The following is a 20733-nucleotide window of genomic DNA, read 5'->3' on the forward strand; positions in this document are numbered from 1 at the left end:
TTAGAAACCCAGGCTCAAATGTTCAGCAATCGGCCCTAGCGCCAGGGTCGGCAAAAAGGTCAGGCCGCCGACCAGCAAAATGGTCACCGTCAACAGGGTCACGAACAGTGGGCCATGGGTCGGAAAACTGTTCGGGCTGACCGGCGCGGATTTCTTCATCGCCAGGCTGCCAGCCAGTGCCAGCACCGGCAGGATGTAGCCGAAGCGACCGATCAACATGCCAAGACCCAGCATCAGGTTATGAAATGGCGTGTTGGCACCGAAGCCGGCAAAGGCCGAGCCGTTGTTGGCACTCGCCGAGGTGTAGGCGTACAGCAACTGGCTGAAACCGTGCGGCCCCGGGTTGCTCACCGCTGCCACCGGCCCTGGCAGGCTGGCCGCAATTGCGCCCAGCACCAGCACGCCGACCGGCATCACCAGCAAGGTCACCACCAGCAACTGCACTTCCCGCGCCTGCAGTTTCTTGCCGAGGTATTCCGGCGTGCGGCCGATCATCAGCCCCGCCAAAAACACCGCGATCAGCACGTTCAACAACATGCCGTAAAGCCCGGCACCGACTCCACCGAAAATCACCTCGCCCACCATCATGTTGACCAGCGCAACCATGCCGCTCAACGGATTGAGGCTGTCGTGCATCCCGTTGACCGAGCCGTTGGACGCCGCAGTGGTGGTCACCGACCAGAGCACTGTCGCCGTGGTGCCGAAACGTGCTTCCTTGCCTTCCAACGGAGCGGTCTGTTCGACCGCAGCGTTGTTAAGGCTCGGGTTCGGCTGATACTCAGCCCACATCGAAGTGGCGCCACCGATCAGGAACAGCGCCAGCATGCAGGCAATGATCGCGCGGCTCTGACGCAGGTCCTTCACGTAATGGCCGAAAGTGAACACCAAGGCCACCGGAATCAGGATGATCGAAGCCATCTCGAACAGGTTGCTCCACGCCGTCGGGTTCTCGAAAGGATGCGCCGAGTTGACCCCGAAGAAGCCACCGCCGTTGGTGCCCAACTGCTTGATCGCAATCTGGCTGGCCGCCGGACCCAGCGGGATGACCTGATCGACACCCTGCATCGTCAGCGCATTCACATAGTGAGCGAAGGTTTGCGGCACACCCTGCCACACCAGGAATAGCGCCAGCAGCAGGCACAACGGCAGCAAGCCATAGAGGGTGGCACGGGTCATGTCGACCCAGAAGTTACCCAGGGTTTTCGTCGACTTGCGCCCAATGCCGCGACACAAGGCCACCAGCACCGCCAGGCCAGTGGCGGCACTGACAAAGTTCTGCACCGTGAGGCCGACCATCTGGCTCAGGTAACTGAGCGTCGCTTCGCCGCTGTACGACTGCCAGTTGGTATTGGTCATGAAGCTCACGGCAGTATTAAACGCCTGAGTCCACTCCTGGCCCGGCAACTGCTGCGGATTGAGCGGCAGATAGTCCTGGAACAACAGGATCGCGAACAACAGCACAAAACCCGCCAGGTTGAACGCCAACAGCGCCAGCGCATACTTCTGCCAGCTCTGCTCGACCTGCGGATCCACCCCCGCCACCCGATAACAACCACGCTCCACCGGCCCGAGCACCGGACTCAGCCAGGTGCGCTGCCCTTCCATCACCTTGTAATAGAATCGCCCGAGAAACGGCGCCGGGATAAGTACCACGGCGAAGAACGCGAGGATCAGCCAATAGTCATAACTGTGCATACCCGCTCCTAGTTCCGGTCCGCGCGCAACAGCGCAACCAACAGATAAATGAACAGCCCCACTGCCAGCAGCAGTGACACTCCATCCAGAACGCTCATGGAAGTTCTCCGTGTTACGGCGTATTGCCGCGTGTGGAGGTATTGTCGGCAGGGAGGGCGTAAAGGAACGAGATCGAGGGGGGTTGTGGGGGATAAAGAAAGTGTAAAGAGTGGGGTTATGGCGGCGTTACAGCCAGGCAATGAACTCACTGGAGCACTAAAGCCACGCATGCGGTAGCAGTCTTCCCTCGCCGCTGGAGCATTCAACGAGCTGCAGCCGGAAGCTTCGGGACTGTGGGGATGAGCGATGGACTGTCTGCACTTCCGCTCGCGCACGACCGGCATTTTGGGTGAGAATGTCGACCATCAACGTATTTGCAGGGGAAATAACTTGAATGTAGTTACCACCGATCTACCTGGTGTAGTCATCATCGAACCGAGGGTTTTCGGTGATGAGCGGGGTTTCTTTTACGAGAGCTTTAACGCCAAAGCTTTTACAGCAGCAACCGGTGTGGATAAGCAATTTGTTCAAGACAACCATTCACGCTCTCAAAAGGGCGTGTTACGTGGCCTGCATTACCAACTGGAGAACACCCAGGGCAAATTGGTTCGCGTGACCGTGGGTGAAGTACTCGACGTTGCCGTGGATATTCGCCGTAGCTCAGCGCATTTTGGAAAATGGGTCGCTGTTCGCCTGTCCGCAGAGAACCACCGCCAGCTTTGGGTTCCAGAGGGTTTCGCCCACGGGTTTGTAGTACTGAGTGAATTCGCCGAGTTTCTTTATAAGACTACCGACTACTACACTCCATCCGCCGAGCGCAGTATCCGTTGGGATGACCCGGATTTAGCCATTGACTGGCAGCTGGATGAAACACCACAGCTGTCGGCCAAAGATCAGGCAGCAGCCTTTTTCAACGAAGCGGAAGTCTTTTCCTAAATTCCTGCGACCAAATGCGCCCGATCCTGTCGGGCGCTTCGAATTTATCGATCTGCCCCTGAATACGAACCCGCTCAACAAGGCGGCATAAAAGCCCCCCAATGCCCTCCACTGGCGCACTCACACCTCCCCAACATACCCAATACGACAGCTTTCGGCATTTTACGACCGCTTTTGCGCCAATGGCACGCCCACTGCACACGCACTCCCCCGAGCTTTCCAAACCGTTCAGGGAGCAAGCGCATGAACATACAACTCAAACCCACACTCGGCACGCTGCACCTGTGGGGCATCGCAGTCGGGCTGGTGATTTCCGGCGAGTACTTCGGCTGGAGCTACGGCTGGGGCGTGGCGGGTACGCTGGGTTTCCTGGTGACCTCCTTCATGGTCGCCACCATGTACACCTGCTTCATCTTCAGTTTCACCGAGCTGACCACCGCCATTCCCCACGCCGGTGGGCCATTTGCCTATAGCCGGCGTGCTTTCGGTGAAAAAGGCGGTTTGATCGCCGGGCTGGCGACGCTGATCGAATTCGTCTTCGCGCCACCGGCCATTGCCCTGGCAATTGGCGCCTACCTGAATGTGCAATTTCCCGCGCTTGATCCAAAACACGCCGCAGTCGGTGCGTACATCGTATTCATGGGGCTGAACATCTTAGGCGTCAAACTGGCCGCGACCTTTGAACTGGTCGTCTGCGTACTGGCGGTCGCCGAATTGCTGGTGTTCATGGGAGTCGTCGCGCCCGCTTTCAGCTTCAGCAACTTCGCACTCAATGGCTGGGCAGGTTCCGATGTCTTCGGCGCCCCAGCCATCGCCGGCATGTTCGCGGCAATCCCTTTCGCCATCTGGTTTTTTCTCGCGATTGAAGGCGCCGCGATGGCTGCCGAAGAAGCCAAGGACCCCAAACGCACGATTCCCAAAGCTTACATCAGCGGCATCCTGACCCTGGTGGTGCTGGCGATGGGCGTGATGTTCTTCGCCGGCGGCGTGGGCGACTGGCGCACCTTGTCCAACATCAACGATCCGCTGCCCCAGGCCATGAAAACCGTAGTCGGCGAAAGCTCCGGCTGGCTGCACATGCTGGTGTGGATTGGCCTGTTCGGCCTGGTGGCGAGTTTCCACGGGATCATCCTTGGTTACTCGCGGCAATTCTTCGCCCTGGCACGAGCCGGATACCTGCCAAAATCCCTGGCGAAACTGTCGCGCTTCCAGACACCCCACCGCGCCATCATCGCCGGCGGCGTGATCGGCATCGCGGCGATCTACAGCGACGGCCTGATCAACCTCGGCGGCATGACGCTGACGGCCGCGATGATCACCATGGCGGTGTTCGGCGCTATCGTGATGTACATCATGAGCATGCTCAGCCTGTTCAAACTACGCAAAACCGAGCCCAACCTTGAGCGCACATTCCGCGCGCCGTGCTATCCGTTGGTGCCGATGATTGCGCTGTTGCTGGCGGTGGTGTGCCTGGTGGCGATGGCGTGGTTCAACACCTTGATCGGGATGATCTTCTTGGGCTTCATGGCGGTTGGGTTCGTGTACTTCATGCTGACCGCGCAACTGCGCGCCGATGCGCCTGCCGACGCGATGCTAACCGGGCTCTAACGCAACCCCTGTAGGAGCTGCCGAAGGCTGCGATCTTTTGATCTTGGCATCGTCACAGGCACTTAAGATCAAAAGATCGCAGCCTGCGGCAGCTCCTACGGGATATGTACCGGCCATAACAGGCATACAATGGAACCACTGCGAATATAAATCGCTCAAAGTGGTATGCACGATCGGCCGGCGAAATCCGCCTGCCGGCCTGCCCCTCAAGGAGAGCCCTATGCCCTGGTATGCCTGGTTGATTCTGGTCGTTGCAATCGGCTCGATCGTCGGCGGTTTGATGATGTTGCGTGACACCGCCAACAAGGTCGATCTAACCGAAGAGCAACGTAAACGCGTCGCTGAGCGGAATGCGGAAATGGATGCGAAGGATGCGCAGGACCGCTGAATCGACAGATCAAAAGATCGCAGCCTTCGGCAGCTCCTACCCGGGGGATGCGATCTTTTTTAAGCTACTTTTCCCAATCTGCCTTGGCGATATGCAACCCGTGCATCCCGTTGTAGGACGCCCGCTCCGGCTGACTCCAGCCCTCATGTAACTCATCGTCCAAACGATAAATCTCAACCCCAAGCGGGCGACACACGCTTAGTGGATCCTGCGCATCCGGCCCCCACATCGCCAGCGACAGATCGCCACCCGGGCAAGTAGATAACGCGCACAGCAGATCAATTTCCGCGAAGAACTCCAGGTAGTCACCCTTCTGCGCCGGACAGGCTTTCATAAAATACATATCGTCATGATTGAGACCAGTGCACTGGAAAATATTCAACACGTCATGCACGTCAAACTCGGTCAGCCCATGGGGTAACACTGCGCGAGTCAGGTTCGAGTGGCAGTGGTGGTGGAAGTCTTCGCCCGTGAGCATCTTGTTCACATAAGGATCACAGCGCGTGCCGAGCAAGTCGTGCAAACGACCACCGTGTTCGTCGACGCCGTAACCAGCCAGGCTGTCATCGGTGATGGTCACCAATGGCCGTAAAAAAGGCAGGTTCGACCACAAGCGGTCATGCGTACTGACATGTGCACCTTGCAACTGCCGAGTCCGCGCCGCCCACAGCCGTTCGCGCGGATCGTTGGCGTTCCAGACGTTAAAATCACCCACTTGCGGCCCGACTGGTGTGGTAACTCGAAACACATGCCCGGCAGGCACATGCCAAGCACGCCCAGTGCGAATCGGTACTTCAAACTGCTCGATCAGCGTTCGACCGTCCCTGGCCTCGCGGATTCGATTGTAAAAGGTGGTGTCCACCTGCAAAGCCGCGCCTTTACTGACCTGATAGGCCGCCGGGTAATCTTTGTACATGGCACGAATCCTCGATCAAGAAGAACCGCGCACGTTTGGCGGTCCAGAGTGGTTACAAGTCTGCAGCCGAGTAATCACTATTCATGCCAAGTTACCGACACTTCGCACATGCTTCGAAGCATCTGCGTGCTTTTTTAGAAATAGAAGTACAGTCACCATCTAAGCTTCCTTGGTTAAGATGACGCATTGCCGTGGAGATTTCAGATGCGTTACTCGCAGGATCACAAAGCCCAAACCCATCAACGCATCATCAAGGAAGCCGCCGCCCGCTTCCGACGTGACGGCATTGGCGCAACCGGCCTGCAACCGCTGATGAAAGCACTGGGACTGACTCACGGCGGCTTCTACTCACACTTCGCTTCCAAGGACGAACTGGTCGAAAAAGCCTTGCAGGCTGCTGGCGCAGAACTCGACGCGCATTGCGCCATGTTGTTTGCCAAGGAAAGACCACTGGATGCGTTCATCGACAGCTACCTGTCCGAGTGGCACCAGTCCTCGCCGCATCAGGGCTGCCCGCTGCCGACCATGTCCTCGGAACTGGGCTTGCGTGGACAGCCAAGCCCGACTACCGATGCCGTGCTCAATGCCCGGCTTGAACAGGTACAAGGCACCCTGGAAGGCGAGCACGTCGATGCTCGCAGCATCGTCATCATGTCGACGCTGGTCGGCGCACTCCTACTATCGCGTAGCGTCGAAAATCCACAGCTGGCGCAGCGGATCCTCGACGTCACACGCGATCACCTGAAACAGTCCCAGGACTAATCCTGCCAGCGCTTGAACAGCACGCTGGCATTCACTCCACCGAATCCGAAGCCGTTGGACAATGCGTATTCAATGGCCATCGGCCGCGCCTCTCCATGAACGATGTCCACCCCTTCAGTGGCCGGGTCCGGGTTATCGAAATTCAACGTCGCCGGCGCCACCTGATCACGAATCGCCAATAACGTGAAGATCGCCTCGATGCCGCCTGCCGCGCCGAGCAAATGCCCAGTCGCGGACTTGGTCGCAGTCACAGCTATCCTGTTCTCGGTACCAAACAAAGACTTGATCGCCGCCAGCTCCCCAAGATCCCCCACCGGAGTCGAAGTCGCATGAGCATTCAGGTGCTGCACCTGCTCCGGTAAAATTCCGGCTTGCGCCAACGCCAGGGACATCGCTCGGCGCGCACCGCTACCGTCTTCAGGGCCGGCGGTCAGGTGATAAGCATCCGCGCTGGTGCCATAACCGACCAGCTCCGCCAGCGGCTTGGCCCCACGGGCCAACGCATGCTCCAGGGACTCGATTACCAGCAGACCCGCCCCCTCACCCATCACAAAACCATCACGGCCACTGTCGAACGGCCGCGATGCACGTTCAGGCGTATCGTTATAACCGCTCGACAAGGCCCGCGCGGCGGCAAAACCAGCGAGACTCACCCGATCAATCGCCGCCTCCGCCCCGCCACACACCGCAATATCTGCCTCACCACTGCGAATCAGCCGCGCCGCATCACCAATCGCCTGCACCCCGGCCGCACACGCTGTCACCGGAGCACCCAAGGGCCCCTTGAAGCCATGCTGAATCGACACATGACCTGCAGCAAGATTGACCAGGAACGACGGAATGGTGAACGGCGATAACCGCCGAGGACCGCGACTGTCAGTGGTGCGAACCGCATCGGCAATCGCGCCGAAACCACCAACACCCGAGCCAATAATGGTTGCCGTGCGCTCCTGCGCAGTGGCATCCAACGCCTGCCACCCCGCCTGCTCCAGCGCCTGACGCGCCGCTTCCATCGCGAACACGATAAAGCGGTCCATCTTCTTCTGCTCCTTGGGCGGCGTCGCGCGATCCGGATCGAACCCCGCCTCGGCATCATCCGCCAGCAACGGCACCACACCACCGACCCGGGTCGGCAAATCGGCAACCACACCTTCCGGCAAATTGCGCAGTCCCGAACGCCCTGCCAACAGACGCGCCCATACCGCTTCGACGCCAGTGCCCAAAGGCGACACCAGCCCCATTCCTGTCACAACAACTCGACGATCATTCATACCGCAAACACCTCAAGTCGCCTCACTTGTAACGTGCGGCAGCTTTGCTCTTGGACAAATTCGGCGCCATCACATGACGCGCCGCTACAAAGGCATCCCAATCGGCCGCATTCGGCAACGAAGGGATGGTGATGAGTTCGCCCTGGTCCAACCCGGACAGCGCCGCGTCGACCATCTCCCCCGCTTCCATCACCATATCCGTAGGAATCTGCGATGCGTCGATACCGGAACGTTCCCAGATTTCAGTGCGGGTTACGCCTGGCAATACGGCTTGGACCTTGACGCCGGTACCATCTAATTCAGCGTTAAGGGACTGGGTCAGACTTAACACATAAGCCTTGCTGGCGCTGTAGGTCGCGTTGAAGCGCTCGGGGAACAGCGCGACGACGGAGGCGATGTTGATGATCGTGCCGCGGCCTGCCTTGGCGAAACCGGCGGCTGCCGCTGAAGCCAGGCGGGTGACGGTCGTGATGTTGAGCTGGATGAGGCGCTCTAGCTGGTCCAGGTCGGAATTGGCGAGCAGGCCATCCGCTGCGACGCCGGCATTGTTTAGCAGAAGGGTGATGCTGGAGTCGCTGCGCAGGCGCTGTTCGAGTTTTAAGACGTCGTCTTTTTGCGTGAGATCCGCCTTAAGGACTTCGACCTGAATGCCGTGGGCATCGCGTAGCTTGGTGGCCGCGGCTTCGAGGCGTTCCAGGTCGCGGGCAACCAACAGCAGATCGAAGCCACGGGCGGCTAGGCGCTCGGCGTAGATGGCACCGATGCCGGAAGAGGCTCCGGTGATTAGGGCTTTTCCTTGGGGTTGGGGAGATGTCATCGGTTTGCTCCTGTGGAGGGATTCAAGAGTGACTAGGGAGAGGCCCACGACGAACGTTTTTATGTGGCCCGGCATTTTATTATAGGCATAATTTTATGTTAGTATGATAGCCGCAATCTTAAATAAGCAGACGGGCGGAAGGAGACAATTTCTCCCAGTGACCAGATGCAAAAAGGCCGGTCAACGACCGGCCTTCAATGGGGACTTATTAGCTTAGTTCACCACCAGCCTCTCGCGGTTCTTATCCAGAATTGCCTTCCCGATGCCCTTGACCTCCAGCAATTCGTCCACCGCAGCGAAAGGGCCATTCATATCACGATACGCAACAATCTCTTGTGCCTTTGCTTCGCCTACCCCGACCAGGTCGCGCTGAAGAGTCGTCGCATCTGCTTTGTTCAGATCGACTTTTACGGCCTGTGGCTTGGAGGATACCTCCTGAATCGCGGGGGTGGCGCTAGTCTCGGCCTTAGGTGCCGGAGCAGCATTGGTATTGAGGGAGATGCTGGTGAGCAGGGCAAAAACCAGGGAGGAAAGGTAGCCAGTACGCATAGTTGAAGCTCCATGTGATCGATTAAGAAAGCAGCTTTTCCGAAGCTGCCTCCCAAATTTAGGCGATGTACGGAAGCTGTCAAAAATGTGTCTGTTGCGGGATGTGAAACAATCGCGAGTGTTCTAATGAACCAAAAATGGAGATTGCGTTTTTAATACCCGATTCCCTCCAGAGCCACCGATACCGAACGACAAGATTCAGCGATTCCCTCGTCCCGAGAGACCATCATGATCCGGTTCGTGTATATTTGCAGGGTTCTGAAAGCGGGCCGTCAGTTGTAAGCTATCAAAATAGGAGAATACATGATTATTTACGCAATTATTGGGGCCGGAGGTTTTGGTCGTGAAGTGCTGCCGCTTGCTCGTGAGCTCATTCGCACTGCGCCCAGTGACAAATGCCGAATTGTATTTGTCGATGACGGCTCAAACGTAACCAATGTTAATGGCATTGAAGTTATGACCACAGAGGAGTTTAAAGCGACTCCCGCTGTAGATAAATTTTTCAACATCGCTATCGGCAACAGTAAAGTTCGTGAAGAAATAGCTACAGATATGATCTCTAGCGGTATAAAACCCTTTGCGATAACCTCAATCTATAGTGTAGTCCTCGACGAAAACACAATCGATGACGGCGTAATTTTGTGCCCATTCACCACAGTTACCTCGAACGCTAAAATTGGTAGATTTTTCCACGCCAATATCTATTCCTACGTTGCCCACGACTGTGTAATTGGCGATTTCGTAACTTTCGCACCTGGGGTAAAGTGCAACGGTAACGTAATCATTGAAGACCACGCATACATAGGCACAGGAGCCATAATTAAACAAGGCACGCCAGAAAAGCCCATAGTGATAGGCGAAGGCGCGGTGGTTGGTATGGGGGCGGTTGTGACCAAGAGTGTCCCCGCCGGAGCCGTAATGGTAGGGAACCCAGCAAAACCACTCCGCAAGGGGCTCGGCAGCTAATGGCAGACTTCACTTTAGCTTCGGTTCCCATCAATGAAATAGAAGTAGGGATGAAAGCTAGCTATTCCCAGACGATAACAGATGCTGACATCAAGGCCTACGCCGGGATCAGTGGCGACCATAACCCGGTACACGTTGACAGCGAATATGCTGCTGGATCCCGATTTGGAAAACGAATTGCACATGGTTTAATGTCTGCCGGCTTTTTTTCCGCAATATTCGGAATGAGGATTCCCGGCCCTGGCTGTGTATACGTATCACAAAACCTTAACTTTTTAAGACCCGTTTATATAGATGACACCGTGACGGCAGAAGTTATTGTAACGAGGGTTGACCAAGAGAAAAGACGCGTATTCTTTGAAACGACTTGCAGGGTCAAAGGAAAAAAGGTAATTACTGGCTCTGCAGAAATCTTCATTCCAATTAAATGATAACACCCCGCGAACGCGGGGTGTCTATTTCAAATATCGCTTCTACACTTTTATAAAGACCAGGCAACGCTAACCAACACCAGCTTGGCGGAACTTTCTGACAATTTTTTTGGAAGATATAACCTGAAAGCTACTATCGAGTTCAACAACCGTTTGGCTGGCCTGATTAATATAATACGTGCCATACATACCTAATATATTCGTTACTAACATAACTCTATTCCTGACCATAGTGATACCGCACGCACATGCCCCCCTGGAATCGGGAGTCTATTGCTCAATTACAAATCAGGGTTCGAGTCGCCGCTATTGGTAGATCCAGTCAACAATATCTTCATCGGGTGTATAACCGCTAACGGTATCGCGAAGGATTTTCCTGATACGTGAACAATCGTCCGGCCCCAAGGCCTCAAGCAACTCTGCCAACTTCACTTTGATCACATCCCATGCCCGATGATCCTCGTTTGCACCGTTGATCATTGGATGCTAAGTATCGCTGACGTTGTCGCCGAGCAACAACTCTTCGTCGAGCTTGTTACCAAGACACAACTCAGCGAGCTCGATAGAAATATAACCGTGCTGGCTTTTTTCTAACAAATGATAAAACGATAAAACGATAAAACGATAAAGAGATCATCTTTTTAGCAAGTTCAACAATTTTGACGGACTCCCCCGCGTCGAAGACAAACTCTGCGACTGCACCAATTACTGCCAGATAAATCAGTTTTCAAGGGACTGGTTGTTTTCCGATTTTTCGTCCGAGTGAAATTTTATTGCCAATATCAGAAGAGGTGTGTAGGCGACTATAAGCGCCAGTACACCTTCTAATCGAAAGTAAGCTACGCAAAGCGCAATGGGCAGTAGCCAGACAATATTGATAATTCCAACAGCGAGAGAGACTGGTACATGCTTTCCATACCTGCGCGATGCAATTTGATAGACATGACTACGATGGGCTTGGTAAATCTTGTCACCGCAGACCAAGCGACGAATTAACGTGAAGGTTGCGTCGACAACAAACACTCCTAACAAAATAAGCCAAGCCCACCAAAACTGCGGAGCAATCCATGCAGCCTGAATGGAGATGATACCAAATACGACCCCCAGGAAACCGCTTCCTGCGTCCCCCATGAAAATGTGGGCCTTGGGAAAATTCCAGAACAGAAACCCTCCAACCGCCGAAGCTAATATGCCGGGAACCCAAATTAGGTTCTCGAACCCCATTAGCCAATACAGGAGGCATGCACCCGAACATACCGAAATCGCCTCAATACTGGCAATTCCATCAATTCCATCCATGAAATTGTAAAGATTGAGCATCCAAACGAGATAGAACGCCCCCAGAATCAGCCCCGGCCACCCCAAATCCACAACGAATCCGAAGACATTGATGGGAGGAAAACCTCCCAGCCAGAATAATGACCAGGCGGCCGCGCAAAAATGCGCTGATAGTCGCCAAGCTACAGCGACATGACGGTAATCATCCATAAAACCTACAACAGCAACCAACCCCCCGGCGCCACCGATGGCGATTAATAGTGGAAAATCCACCAGCTGAGTCGGGGAGAGAAACGAAAGAACCAACAAAAATGTGATTACAATAGCAACGCCGCCACCCCGCGGGGTAGATATTAAATGAGAACTGCGAGCGTTGGGAACATCCACAATGCTTCGAGCCAAGGCGTACGTTCGAAATACAGCTGTTAATATTAGAGAACAACTCGTAACCACAGGAATTAACCACCAATACATCATAGTTTTTTTCTTTCCCGAACATATTTCGCTGAGCAGAGATTAACGGCGACTATCCCAGCAAGTAGCGCGTTTCGTATATGTCTACATGTAGAGAGCCACATAATCGGCTTGAAAACCTCCCGACCCAGCACCCCTTCGACTCCACGAACAACAAAGGAAGGAAGGAAGGAAGGAATTGGCGCAAGACGAGCCTCCCTGTCAGGGGCAAACGCTGCCTTGCGTAGCAATTCGGTTGTGGGAATATCTTCACCATCGCTGACCAGGACTGTTTGGTTAGCAGCCGTTGGGTGACCACTACATGTGAAAATCAAATCCACTAGATCCTCCAAAGCGACAAAACTGCGAGTATCAATCGCCCCGAAATGCAGCGAATTGCCTTTATCCAAGCAGTGCAGAATACTCCAAATGTTAGGCTTGACTCTAGGTCCATACACCAGTACGGACCTAATAAGCACGACATCCATCTTGACTCGACAGACGTTCACGCAACTGCGCTTCGGCTTCCTTCTCGGAACGTATGGCTCCGCAGGGGCTGGTACATCCCCTGGATGTGTAGGCAATACCGTAATCAGTACTCTCTCCATTGACCTAAATGAAGCGCCGGACACCCGCACAAGCTGCTTGGTGTGCGAGATTCAAAGTCCCCTATACGTTGATCTTTATGTAAACCGCCAAGGGGTCAACTTCTGTTTCATTGATTACATGAGCTCGAGCGAGGGCATGTATAAAAATTTCCATACCGGCGAGTGCGCTCCTCCAAGGCGTGGCACCATCAATACCGCCAATATCTGGACTGACAGGCACTATGCTCCATGCAGAACAGCAGTGCAATGACCAACTCCGGAGTAGCCCATAGTGCCAGAAAATCCCCTGTGGCCTTCGCTATCCGCAAAGCGCTGCCGTTGACCTAGTCAGCACGTAGTTTGTACCCGAAACTGGATAGGCCACGGCCTACTCAGCGGGTTCATATCAAAAACTATTTTCTCGAACATATCATTTGTCTTCAGGCAGACCAACATCCATGCTCAATCAAAAGCATGAGGTAGCGTCCATAGGAAATCGATCCAACGGCAACAGACCACTCAGAAATCTTGACGTTTGCCGACTGACCCTTAACTGACTGGGACCTGCATAACGGTATTGCCTGCTTTGATGCGCGTCCCGCGCGGTTTAGCACGCTCACTCAGCAACTCGTGGGGAGGTCGCATCATGGTGAAGCCGAATGAGTCAGTACCAGCATGATGCAAAGCAGGAATTCGCGAACTATTCCTCGAGCGCGTTGCTCAGACCCACTCGACAGAGGACATCTGGTACCCGTAAGCGGCCTTACGCCTGGGAGCCAGGCACTATCGCCCCAGAGATATGAGTGGAACGGGTCACGTCCAGAGGTTGATAGGAAAATGTCATTGGAGGTTGAGGCAATGCATCACCGATCATTACGAGGGCAGTCGTGCCGGGATGATGAACCGTATAGCACAATGGCTTGCATTATGGCAATAATTCAGTAGCCTTAGGTTACTTCCGATGGAAAGCAGGATTTTACTGTTCACAACACAAGATCTGCAAGCCACCTGCAAGTAAACTAAGCTTAGAAAACATCAACATACATTCGCAAACGTAACAACCACTTACATGTAGAACGCGGAAAGGACAGAGCATGAATTCCGGAAGTTTCCTTATAGCGAAAAATTTCTTTGGCGAAGAAAAACTGTTAGAAATTCAAAAAATCGCCCAAGAATTGGAAATAAACAAAGCGAATGTACACGCTGAAGGAAAGTACGCAGGCATACAATGGCATAAAATAGATCTAGACCCGAAAACTCATACCTTCATGCAAAAAATATATGATTTTCTTGGTGCAGATCAGAGTGGAGTTTGCGTATTTTATTACTTGTCTCCCGGAGCCGTGCTACATGCCCACCGCGATCTAACCGGAGCGTCGAGCAACGCGAGGATACGCTTCCACGTTCCGATCATTACCAATGACAAAGTTTTTTTCAACGTTTCAAAAAAACGAGTGATGATGTCTCATGATGAACTGTGGGCGCTTGACACATCTTACTTGCACGAAGTAAGAAATGAGAGCAGCCAAACGAGAGTTCACATCGTCATTGAATGCAACATCAATGAATCTGTAAAAACCAAACTCCCGGAAAAAAACATTCGCGGAAAGCTTCACGACGTTTATTTCTTTGCCATCCTTGGTATAAACTTACTAAAATCCGTTGGCATAAATATCTGGAAAGACCCGAAGTACTTTATGGCACAGATGAGGATGCTTAAGAAGTTTGTAAAATGGAAATTTCTTGGAAAACAGAAGGTAGAGTAAACAGCGCCACCTGCTTGCTGTACCACATGACTTAATCAATACGGATCATTTCTGATCGAATGATCCGCCTCGATGCAAATAGGGTCGGATTTTTTCAACGACCTTAATTCCAGCAAGCACCCCACACAACTCATCAAAACTTGCTCTCAGTGCTCAAACCTAGCCGTCCCTCCGGCATCAGAGAGTTGTCGGCTGAACAAAATTACGATCGTTTCGATGAATTCCGTGACGACCTCAATCCTGATTCAAATAACTAGCCAATTCTGTCATATAATTATGAAATACAAATGCAACTCATAACCCCCTCCCTCTTAATAAAAAACTTAAACTCCTTTGCCACTTTTGCACAATCATTTTATATTTCTTTCTATATGAGCATCGAGAGCCTCATTAAATCGTTGCTCTCCATCCCCCTTAGTAGCACTCAAAGTTTGGGAGATCACATTCTGATAAGGCACATATGCGATAAAAGCAGGATCCAGAAAGTTTTTCGCCAAAACCGCTAACGATATAACCATTAGAATAAAGGTTTCCAACATAAACCCACGCTTTACAAACTTGAATGAAACATAAACCGCCTGAATTGCAACGGTGATAACCTGATATCTATTCCAAAAGACGGGTAAAAACCACATACCAACCTGAAGGGAAAGCAGTATAAGTGTGCTCCACCTTACCAGATTCAACAATTCTGACTCAATTCTATCCCTAAATAAGCAAATCATAAAAAAACCATTTAACACCACATATAACAACGAACCGATGGACATCGGAGATTGATTTTCAGTATACAACAACAACTTCTCAGAGAAAGGAATGTAAGAAAACAGCCCCGAACCCACTAGATAATTAAAGCTCAAACCAAAGAGAACGCCAGCCGACAAAGTTAGAAAAGCTAGGCCCGCCTTTAACTTAACTTCGGACAACAGCAATAAAGGCACAAATACAACCGAAAAAGTATGAAAACCAACAGACAAAAAACTGATAAATATAGATTTAAACCTATGCCTTTCAAGCCAAAATAACACCGCAAGCAGCACCATTGAAGTCGACAGCGAAAACCTTAATGTCGCCATATTTGTTGCCAAGTACGTCCAACAAAAACAAATAGCTCCAACGCCAGAGAATCCAGCACCAAAAAACCTACAAAACCTTTGAAGAACAAAGCCGTTAAAGACAGATACTAAAAACAAAAAAACTTGAAAGCTTACAATCTGGCTGCTCACGAATGTAGCGGCCAAATATAGCGGCTCAAATGTAGACGCTTTAGCATATGCGAAAAAATCAGAAACTTGAATCAGTTCGTAATCCTGCTTGTAAATAAGCCAATCATTACCAGTTTCAAACCTGAGACCCGCAAATAAAACAAACAGCAACAACGCAAAAAAATCTAAAGCTCGACTATCCCGCCCCAAGCTTATAGACATCAAAAACAGAATCCACAACGTCAAGCTAATTGAAAAATATGCAATCACTTCACTTGCCCCACCTTAAACCTGATAATAAAAAGTCAACAAATAAAAACAAATATAAAAATTCAGCAATTTGTTATTGACTGGAGCCCATAATTCTCTCTTGCCGGTATAGGTCTTTTTCCAAGAGAGACCACGCGGTCACTAGTGCCACACTGACATGACGAGTGACCACAGAACCATTAAAAGCAGCTCCACCTGTAACTAAGATTTTCATCTACATTTTTTCTTCTTCGTGTCTGTTTATTTAAAATATGAGCTGCTTTACTAACCGGACCGGGTAGCAGTGACCATGGTATGGATTTGTGCTCGCCTGGCATAGGTTGTTTGTGTAGCTCCACGCAACTACCTCTCTTGCCGTAAGCTTGAATGGTCGGACCGAGTATGGTTTGGGCTCGGTAACCCGAGCTCGGAGGACATTGTGTCGCAGGTCGTTCAGCATGACTATCACAAAATTGACGATCAGACCGCTTCTCCACATTCAGGTCCCTGTCCTAACGGAAGCTGGGCGAGCGGTTTCTGTCAGATGGAGGGACCGTCTTCAATGCGCCTGATGCTATCGGCGGCAACCAACTGCTTGAGCTCGGCTCGCAATGACCCGATTTAGTTTCTTTTTCCCAAAAGGTACAGGACTCACATGTTGAACCCTGTCATGACTAGGGATCAGCGCGTTGATGGCATCCACGCAAAATTGGATGGGCAGAACCGTCCTCGGTACGCACTCTTTCACCCAGGCCAGGGGTCAGTCAATTTGCCGGTCGAATTTAGCTTCCATCGACGGTGGCGCTCTGCTTCAACCAGAGCATGAGTCGAAGAGGGTACTGCCACGACAGTGAGCCAATGGAACGCTTCTCTCGCAATCATAAAACGGAACGCTACCGGCCGGGCACCGCTCGACATTAATCAGCTTTTCATGCCACCTTTCGCAGGAAAGAGCTGCCTCAATTGAACGACGGGTTGCCTTCGCTGTTGCCGAGGAAAGACTAAATCCAGTGTCCGGGTTGGTCGACCATAACTCCTGTTGAATGAGCACTTTGAAGATTGCGGGCGAGTTACCCAGGACATATGGATACATCTATTGTCGAAATTCACCAACCTACTACAAGCTAAGTCCATATGTGATCGATCAGTAGTACATGCCTGCCTCAAGGCCGCCTCGTTTGGCCCACTTGAGCCCGAACGGGTTTTCGCCCGCCAACGGGCGACGGTCGTGCTACTCTTTTCTCTGCTCTGTTGCCCAAGGCGCCAGCCAATGAGCAACTGACAGGGGGAGCGGGAGCCTCTGGTCGAACTCAAGCACTTGCGGTTCTGGAAAACCTCAATGTACTCAAAGGCCATTCCTCGCATTCCACAGCGCGTCTGGTACCAGGCGCATCAATCAGGTCGGCGGTCGAGATAACTTTTTAGCAAATGAAAAATAGAATACTTGTTTCCGTCTCACTACTCGCAACCACTCTGTGGTTTTGTAGTATTTCTTTGAGCGCCACACAGTCTGTGAAAGTCGAACGGATTTCTATCGAAAATGCCAAAACTTCGCTTGGTGTTGACACGCCGACCCCAAGATTCAGTTGGGTTATTACGTCGAAAGAGCGTAACCAGAAACAGACCTTCTATCAAATCCGAGTTGCATCAAGCCCGGAGAAACTAAGTGACGCAGATGTGTGGGACAGTGGCAAGATCGCCGACGAGCAGTCGCAGTTTGTTCCGTATGCCGGCCCCCCACTGAATTCACGGACGAAGTACTCTTGGACAGTTCGCATCTGGGACGCTCAGGGCCAGCCATCTAAGTGGAGCGAACCCTCGTGGTGGGAAATGGGGCTGTTGACCGCTACCGATTGGAAGGCACAATGGATCAGCCGTGGTGGCCTGTTACCCGTACCCCCGGATCTCATAAAATCTCAACTTCCCGCGACTGCGTCCCAACTCAAGCCAGGGGAAAGTCAAGGCCAGAGTTTTACTACCGATCATTCAATCGCGTCAGTAAGCGCAGAGGTCTCGACCTTCAAGACCAAAAATACCAGCTTTACTCTCGTGCTAAGAAAAAACGGTCCCCAAGGTGAAGTAGTGGTCAAGCGCCGCATTGTCAACCACACGGATAATGAATGGGCAACCCTGAAGCTCGACAACCCCCTTCCACCTGGGAAATTTTATCTCGAACAATCTGAATTAGTAGGCGACGCGGGTTGGTACACCTATCCAGACAGCACTTATGCGTTTGGAGAAGCCTATGCTAATGCAATTGAAATTGCAGGAGACCGCAAGACAAAATGGGAAATCAGTGGTTCGCGAGAACCTGATGGGCTGACATCTCAACTGCGCCGAGATTTTGATGCCCGTAAGGAAGTTAAACAAGCCAGGTTGTATATCACTGCCCTCGGGCTTTATCGAGCTCAGATAAATGGAAAATTTGTAAGCACTGATTATTTCGCACCTGGCTGGACCGACTATCGAAAGAGAGTTCAATATCAAACCTACGACGTGACAAACTTGGTCCACGCGGGCCGGAATGCTATCGGAGTCGATCTGGGTCCCGGTTGGTACGCCGGGCATGTTGGATCATTGGGTCCAAACCAGTACGGCCAATTGCCTTACCTGCTCGCGCAACTCGAATTGCAATATACGGACGGTAGCAGCGAAAAAATCGTGACAGATAACAGTTGGAAGAGCTCACTTGGGCCAATTGTTAACTCCGATCTGATAATGGGCGAGAATTACGATGCCCGATTGACGACACCAGGCTGGAATTTACCGAACTACGATGACGAAAACTGGAAACAGGTCCTGGTAGGTCCAAATTCGGCAGCCTCCCTGGTGGCGCAGGTCGACCCTCCGATTCGCGTCGATCATGAGATAAAGCCTGTAAAGGTTACGCAAACCAAGCCCGGCACCTACATTTACGATATGGGTCAAAACATGGTGGGTGTCGTAAGATTCCGCGGCCGCGGGAAGGCTGGGCAAGTTATTACGCTTCGGTACAGTGAGGTTTTAAATACCGACGGTACCTTGTATACGGAAAACCTTCGCACTGCGAAGTCAACAGACCAGTACATCATGAACGGGAAGGGGAAGGAGAAATTTGAACCTACATTTACGTTTCATGGCTTCCGATATGTCGAAGTTGGCGGAGCAACGTCTCAGCCTGAAATAGTCGGTCGTGTGCTGCGCACAGCAATGCCATTGACTTTCTCCTTTGATACGAGTGTGCCGATGCTGAATCAATTGCAACGGAACGTCGTATGGAGTCAGCGTGGGAACTTTCTTTCGGTTCCAATGGACACACCTGCACGAGATGAGCGCTTAGGGTGGACGGGGGACCTCGGAGCATTTGTTGGCACAGCCGCATACAATATGCACACGTTATCCTTTCTGGAAAAATGGCTGACTGATTTGCGTGATACTCAATCGACTAGCGGAGCTTTTGCCGATATTGCACCTACTCTTCAGGGAATAAAAAACGCTGACGCAGGTTGGGGTGACGCCGGTATATCAGTACCATGGACCTTGTATGAGCGATATGGAGACCTGCGTATACTCGAGCAAAACTACAAAGCAATGGACAGTTGGCTTTCGTATCTCAAAAATAACAGTACGGACTATGTTCGTCCCAGTAACGGGTACGGTGACTGGATGAACGTAGATGATGAGACGTCGAAAGATCTGATTGCGACAGCATTCTTCGCTGAAAGCGCTCACACCCTCGAAAAAGTTGCCAGCGCGCTTAACAAGGATTCTCGTCGTTATGCAGATCTTTATGCGAATATTCGAAATGCATTTAATCGTGAGTTTGTCCTTGCAGACGGCAGATTGAAGTCTGACACGCAAACGGCCTACGCACTAGCGCTGACGATGGATCTCTTGCCGGCGGAATCACGGAAGTCTGCTGCAGATCGATTGGTTCAATTGATCAAGGACAGGGACTGGCATCTGTCTACCGGTTTCCTCGGTACACCTCGTCTGCTACCCGCACTATCGGAAGCAGGGCATGCCGACGTGGCGTACCGCCTGCTGCTTCAAAATAGCTATCCATCGTGGGGTTATCAGATAAGCAAAGGTGCTACCACGATGTGGGAACGTTGGGACGGAATTCGGCCAGATGGCAGCTTTCAAGACAAGGCAATGAACTCATTCAACCACTACGCCTACGGGTCGATTGGAGAATGGATGTACCAGAACATTGCCGGTATACGTCCCACTGCGCCCGGCTTTCGACGTTTTATTGTCAAACCTGTCCCAGGGGGCGAGTTGCGTTCAGCCAATGTCCGTTATGAGTCGGGTTTCGGGACGATTGCCGTGCGCTGGAAAAGAAGTGATCACGGGAGGCTTTTTGTCAGTGTCCCGGTGAACACAAGCGCGGAAATCTGGGTACCAAACAAAGGAGGAACCGTTCAAAGCGACGGCGCAAACTTCGTCCGTACTGAGCCGGGATATTCGGTCTATGAGGCGGGTTCCGGAGACTACCATTTTACCATGCATTGAGTAACCAGGGCTTTGACAGGCGCTGCTTCAGAACTCCTTAGTTCTAGCTAGCCTGATCAGGCTTACCGAAGCAGGCCACTGCCAGGCAAGTACAAAAAGACCGGATCGGGTCGGTGCCAAGGATGCAGCCTATACCGGGATTTCGTCTTTCTGAGCGAGGTCCCCGACGGGTCACCAGCACTGATGGCATGACGTCCGTCAAAGATCTGCAGGCCTGCAAGCGCGTCTAGCGTTTCCTCGCCGACAGTTGGTGGCAGCCCGCCGTTGAATTAATGCCCACTGGCTTGCACCCAACCCCAGGACTGGCTTGCCGACTCCCAACC

General features: G+C 52.4%; 16 protein-coding genes and 1 pseudogene. 8 read left to right on the forward strand and 9 right to left on the reverse strand.

Translation table 11 applies throughout. The features are described 5' to 3' along the window. Positions 1–1695 (reverse strand): potassium-transporting ATPase subunit KdpA, encoded by a 1695-nt coding sequence (kdpA, locus tag ACYZTK_RS07000; protein WP_462013766.1) that lies wholly within the window; start codon positions 1693–1695, stop codon positions 1–3. Between the two features lie 8 nt (positions 1696–1703). Beyond that, the gene (gene kdpF, locus ACYZTK_RS07005) at positions 1704–1793 is read right to left on the reverse strand and encodes a K(+)-transporting ATPase subunit F (protein ID WP_007899818.1); all 90 of its coding nucleotides are present in this window, start codon (positions 1791–1793) and stop codon (positions 1704–1706) included. A gap of 331 nt (positions 1794–2124) precedes the next feature. Between kdpF and rfbC the strand changes: the two genes are divergently transcribed. From rfbC to ACYZTK_RS07020, 3 genes are all read left to right on the forward strand, one after another. Beyond that, a complete protein-coding gene (rfbC, locus tag ACYZTK_RS07010) occupies positions 2125–2670 on the forward strand; it encodes a dTDP-4-dehydrorhamnose 3,5-epimerase (protein WP_462014869.1) in 546 nt (181 codons plus the stop codon). A gap of 243 nt (positions 2671–2913) precedes the next feature. After that, positions 2914–4278, forward strand: a complete 1365-nt coding sequence (gene eat / locus ACYZTK_RS07015; protein ID WP_462013767.1) for an ethanolamine permease — start codon at positions 2914–2916, stop codon at positions 4276–4278. 220 nt (positions 4279–4498) lie between these two features. Then, positions 4499–4666 (forward strand): DUF2897 family protein, encoded by a 168-nt coding sequence (locus ACYZTK_RS07020; RefSeq protein ID WP_462013768.1) that lies wholly within the window; start codon positions 4499–4501, stop codon positions 4664–4666. Between the two features lie 64 nt (positions 4667–4730). Here the strand turns inward: ACYZTK_RS07020 and ACYZTK_RS07025 are convergent, their stop codons facing one another. Next, positions 4731–5582 (reverse strand): urea carboxylase-associated family protein, encoded by an 852-nt coding sequence (locus ACYZTK_RS07025; RefSeq protein ID WP_462013769.1) that lies wholly within the window; start codon positions 5580–5582, stop codon positions 4731–4733. Between the two features lie 204 nt (positions 5583–5786). Between ACYZTK_RS07025 and ACYZTK_RS07030 the strand changes: the two genes are divergently transcribed. Then, positions 5787–6344, forward strand: a complete 558-nt coding sequence (locus tag ACYZTK_RS07030; protein WP_462013770.1) for a TetR/AcrR family transcriptional regulator — start codon at positions 5787–5789, stop codon at positions 6342–6344. On the opposite strand, the gene fabF is transcribed toward ACYZTK_RS07030, so the two are convergent. The 3 genes from fabF to ACYZTK_RS07045 all read right to left on the reverse strand — a co-directional run bounded on the left by fabF (position 6341) and on the right by ACYZTK_RS07045 (position 8981). Further along, positions 6341–7615 (reverse strand): beta-ketoacyl-ACP synthase II, encoded by a 1275-nt coding sequence (gene fabF / locus ACYZTK_RS07035; RefSeq protein ID WP_462013771.1) that lies wholly within the window; start codon positions 7613–7615, stop codon positions 6341–6343. The two genes, ACYZTK_RS07030 and fabF, sit on opposite strands and share 4 nt — an antisense overlap. Positions 7616–7637: 22 nt before the next feature. Further along, positions 7638–8432 (reverse strand): SDR family NAD(P)-dependent oxidoreductase, encoded by a 795-nt coding sequence (locus tag ACYZTK_RS07040; RefSeq protein WP_462013772.1) that lies wholly within the window; start codon positions 8430–8432, stop codon positions 7638–7640. 213 nt (positions 8433–8645) lie between these two features. Beyond that, on the reverse strand, positions 8646–8981 hold the full coding sequence (locus ACYZTK_RS07045; RefSeq protein WP_462013773.1) for a ComEA family DNA-binding protein: 336 nt from the start codon (positions 8979–8981) through the stop codon (positions 8646–8648). A gap of 303 nt (positions 8982–9284) precedes the next feature. Between ACYZTK_RS07045 and ACYZTK_RS07050 the strand changes: the two genes are divergently transcribed. Together ACYZTK_RS07050 and ACYZTK_RS07055 are read left to right on the forward strand one after the other, a co-directional pair. Continuing rightward, positions 9285–9947 carry an acetyltransferase gene (locus tag ACYZTK_RS07050; RefSeq protein ID WP_462013774.1) on the forward strand — a complete coding sequence of 221 codons (663 nt, stop codon included), beginning with the start codon at positions 9285–9287 and terminating at the stop codon, positions 9945–9947. Then, complete coding sequence (locus ACYZTK_RS07055; protein WP_462013775.1) at positions 9947–10378, forward strand: MaoC family dehydratase; 432 nt, start codon at positions 9947–9949, stop codon at positions 10376–10378. Before ACYZTK_RS07050 ends, ACYZTK_RS07055 begins: the two co-directional genes overlap by 1 nt. A gap of 306 nt (positions 10379–10684) precedes the next feature. On the opposite strand, the pseudogene ACYZTK_RS07060 reads toward ACYZTK_RS07055, so the two are convergent. Continuing rightward, positions 10685–11066: pseudogene (locus tag ACYZTK_RS07060) on the reverse strand (polysaccharide biosynthesis protein); the annotation flags it as partial. Positions 11067–11098: 32 nt separating this feature from the next. Further along, positions 11099–12133, reverse strand: coding sequence for an MraY family glycosyltransferase (locus tag ACYZTK_RS07065; RefSeq protein WP_462013776.1), 1035 nt, complete (start codon positions 12131–12133; stop codon positions 11099–11101). Between the two features lie 1657 nt (positions 12134–13790). On the opposite strand from ACYZTK_RS07065, the gene ACYZTK_RS07070 reads away from it, so the two are divergent. Next, positions 13791–14462: an aspartyl/asparaginyl beta-hydroxylase domain-containing protein gene (locus tag ACYZTK_RS07070; protein WP_462013777.1), complete on the forward strand. Its 672-nt coding sequence runs from the start codon at positions 13791–13793 to the stop codon at positions 14460–14462. Between the two features lie 350 nt (positions 14463–14812). Here ACYZTK_RS07070 and ACYZTK_RS07075 read toward each other — a convergent pair whose 3' ends face one another. Beyond that, on the reverse strand, positions 14813–15889 hold the full coding sequence (locus ACYZTK_RS07075) for an EpsG family protein (protein ID WP_462013778.1): 1077 nt from the start codon (positions 15887–15889) through the stop codon (positions 14813–14815). A gap of 1455 nt (positions 15890–17344) precedes the next feature. Here ACYZTK_RS07075 and ACYZTK_RS07080 point away from each other — a divergent pair. Continuing rightward, positions 17345–20410 (forward strand): family 78 glycoside hydrolase catalytic domain, encoded by a 3066-nt coding sequence (locus ACYZTK_RS07080; protein WP_462013779.1) that lies wholly within the window; start codon positions 17345–17347, stop codon positions 20408–20410. The last annotated feature ends 323 nt before the right edge of the window (positions 20411–20733 follow it).

The sequence above is a fragment of the Pseudomonas sp. LB3P31 genome, from assembly GCF_054897945.1.

What these genes read in the sequence shown, in the direction of transcription:
- ACYZTK_RS07020 (WP_462013768.1), top strand. Translation starts at nt 4,499, where the DNA reads ATGCCCTGGTATGCCTGGTTGATTCTGGTCGTTGCAATCGGCTCGATC.
- ACYZTK_RS07050 (WP_462013774.1), top strand. Translation starts at nt 9,285, where the DNA reads ATGATTATTTACGCAATTATTGGGGCCGGAGGTTTTGGTCGTGAAGTG.
- ACYZTK_RS07080 (WP_462013779.1), top strand. Translation starts at nt 17,345, where the DNA reads ATGAAAAATAGAATACTTGTTTCCGTCTCACTACTCGCAACCACTCTG.
- kdpF (WP_007899818.1), bottom strand. Translation starts at nt 1,793, where the DNA reads ATGAGCGTTCTGGATGGAGTGTCACTGCTGCTGGCAGTGGGGCTGTTC.
- ACYZTK_RS07075 (WP_462013778.1), bottom strand. Translation starts at nt 15,889, where the DNA reads ATGTCTATAAGCTTGGGGCGGGATAGTCGAGCTTTAGATTTTTTTGCG.
- ACYZTK_RS07025 (WP_462013769.1), bottom strand. Translation starts at nt 5,582, where the DNA reads ATGTACAAAGATTACCCGGCGGCCTATCAGGTCAGTAAAGGCGCGGCT.
- ACYZTK_RS07070 (WP_462013777.1), top strand. Translation starts at nt 13,791, where the DNA reads ATGAATTCCGGAAGTTTCCTTATAGCGAAAAATTTCTTTGGCGAAGAA.
- ACYZTK_RS07045 (WP_462013773.1), bottom strand. Translation starts at nt 8,981, where the DNA reads ATGCGTACTGGCTACCTTTCCTCCCTGGTTTTTGCCCTGCTCACCAGC.
- ACYZTK_RS07055 (WP_462013775.1), top strand. Translation starts at nt 9,947, where the DNA reads ATGGCAGACTTCACTTTAGCTTCGGTTCCCATCAATGAAATAGAAGTA.
- ACYZTK_RS07040 (WP_462013772.1), bottom strand. Translation starts at nt 8,432, where the DNA reads ATGACATCTCCCCAACCCCAAGGAAAAGCCCTAATCACCGGAGCCTCT.
- ACYZTK_RS07030 (WP_462013770.1), top strand. Translation starts at nt 5,787, where the DNA reads ATGCGTTACTCGCAGGATCACAAAGCCCAAACCCATCAACGCATCATC.
- kdpA (WP_462013766.1), bottom strand. Translation starts at nt 1,695, where the DNA reads ATGCACAGTTATGACTATTGGCTGATCCTCGCGTTCTTCGCCGTGGTA.
- fabF (WP_462013771.1), bottom strand. Translation starts at nt 7,615, where the DNA reads ATGAATGATCGTCGAGTTGTTGTGACAGGAATGGGGCTGGTGTCGCCT.
- ACYZTK_RS07065 (WP_462013776.1), bottom strand. Translation starts at nt 12,133, where the DNA reads ATGATGTATTGGTGGTTAATTCCTGTGGTTACGAGTTGTTCTCTAATA.
- eat (WP_462013767.1), top strand. Translation starts at nt 2,914, where the DNA reads ATGAACATACAACTCAAACCCACACTCGGCACGCTGCACCTGTGGGGC.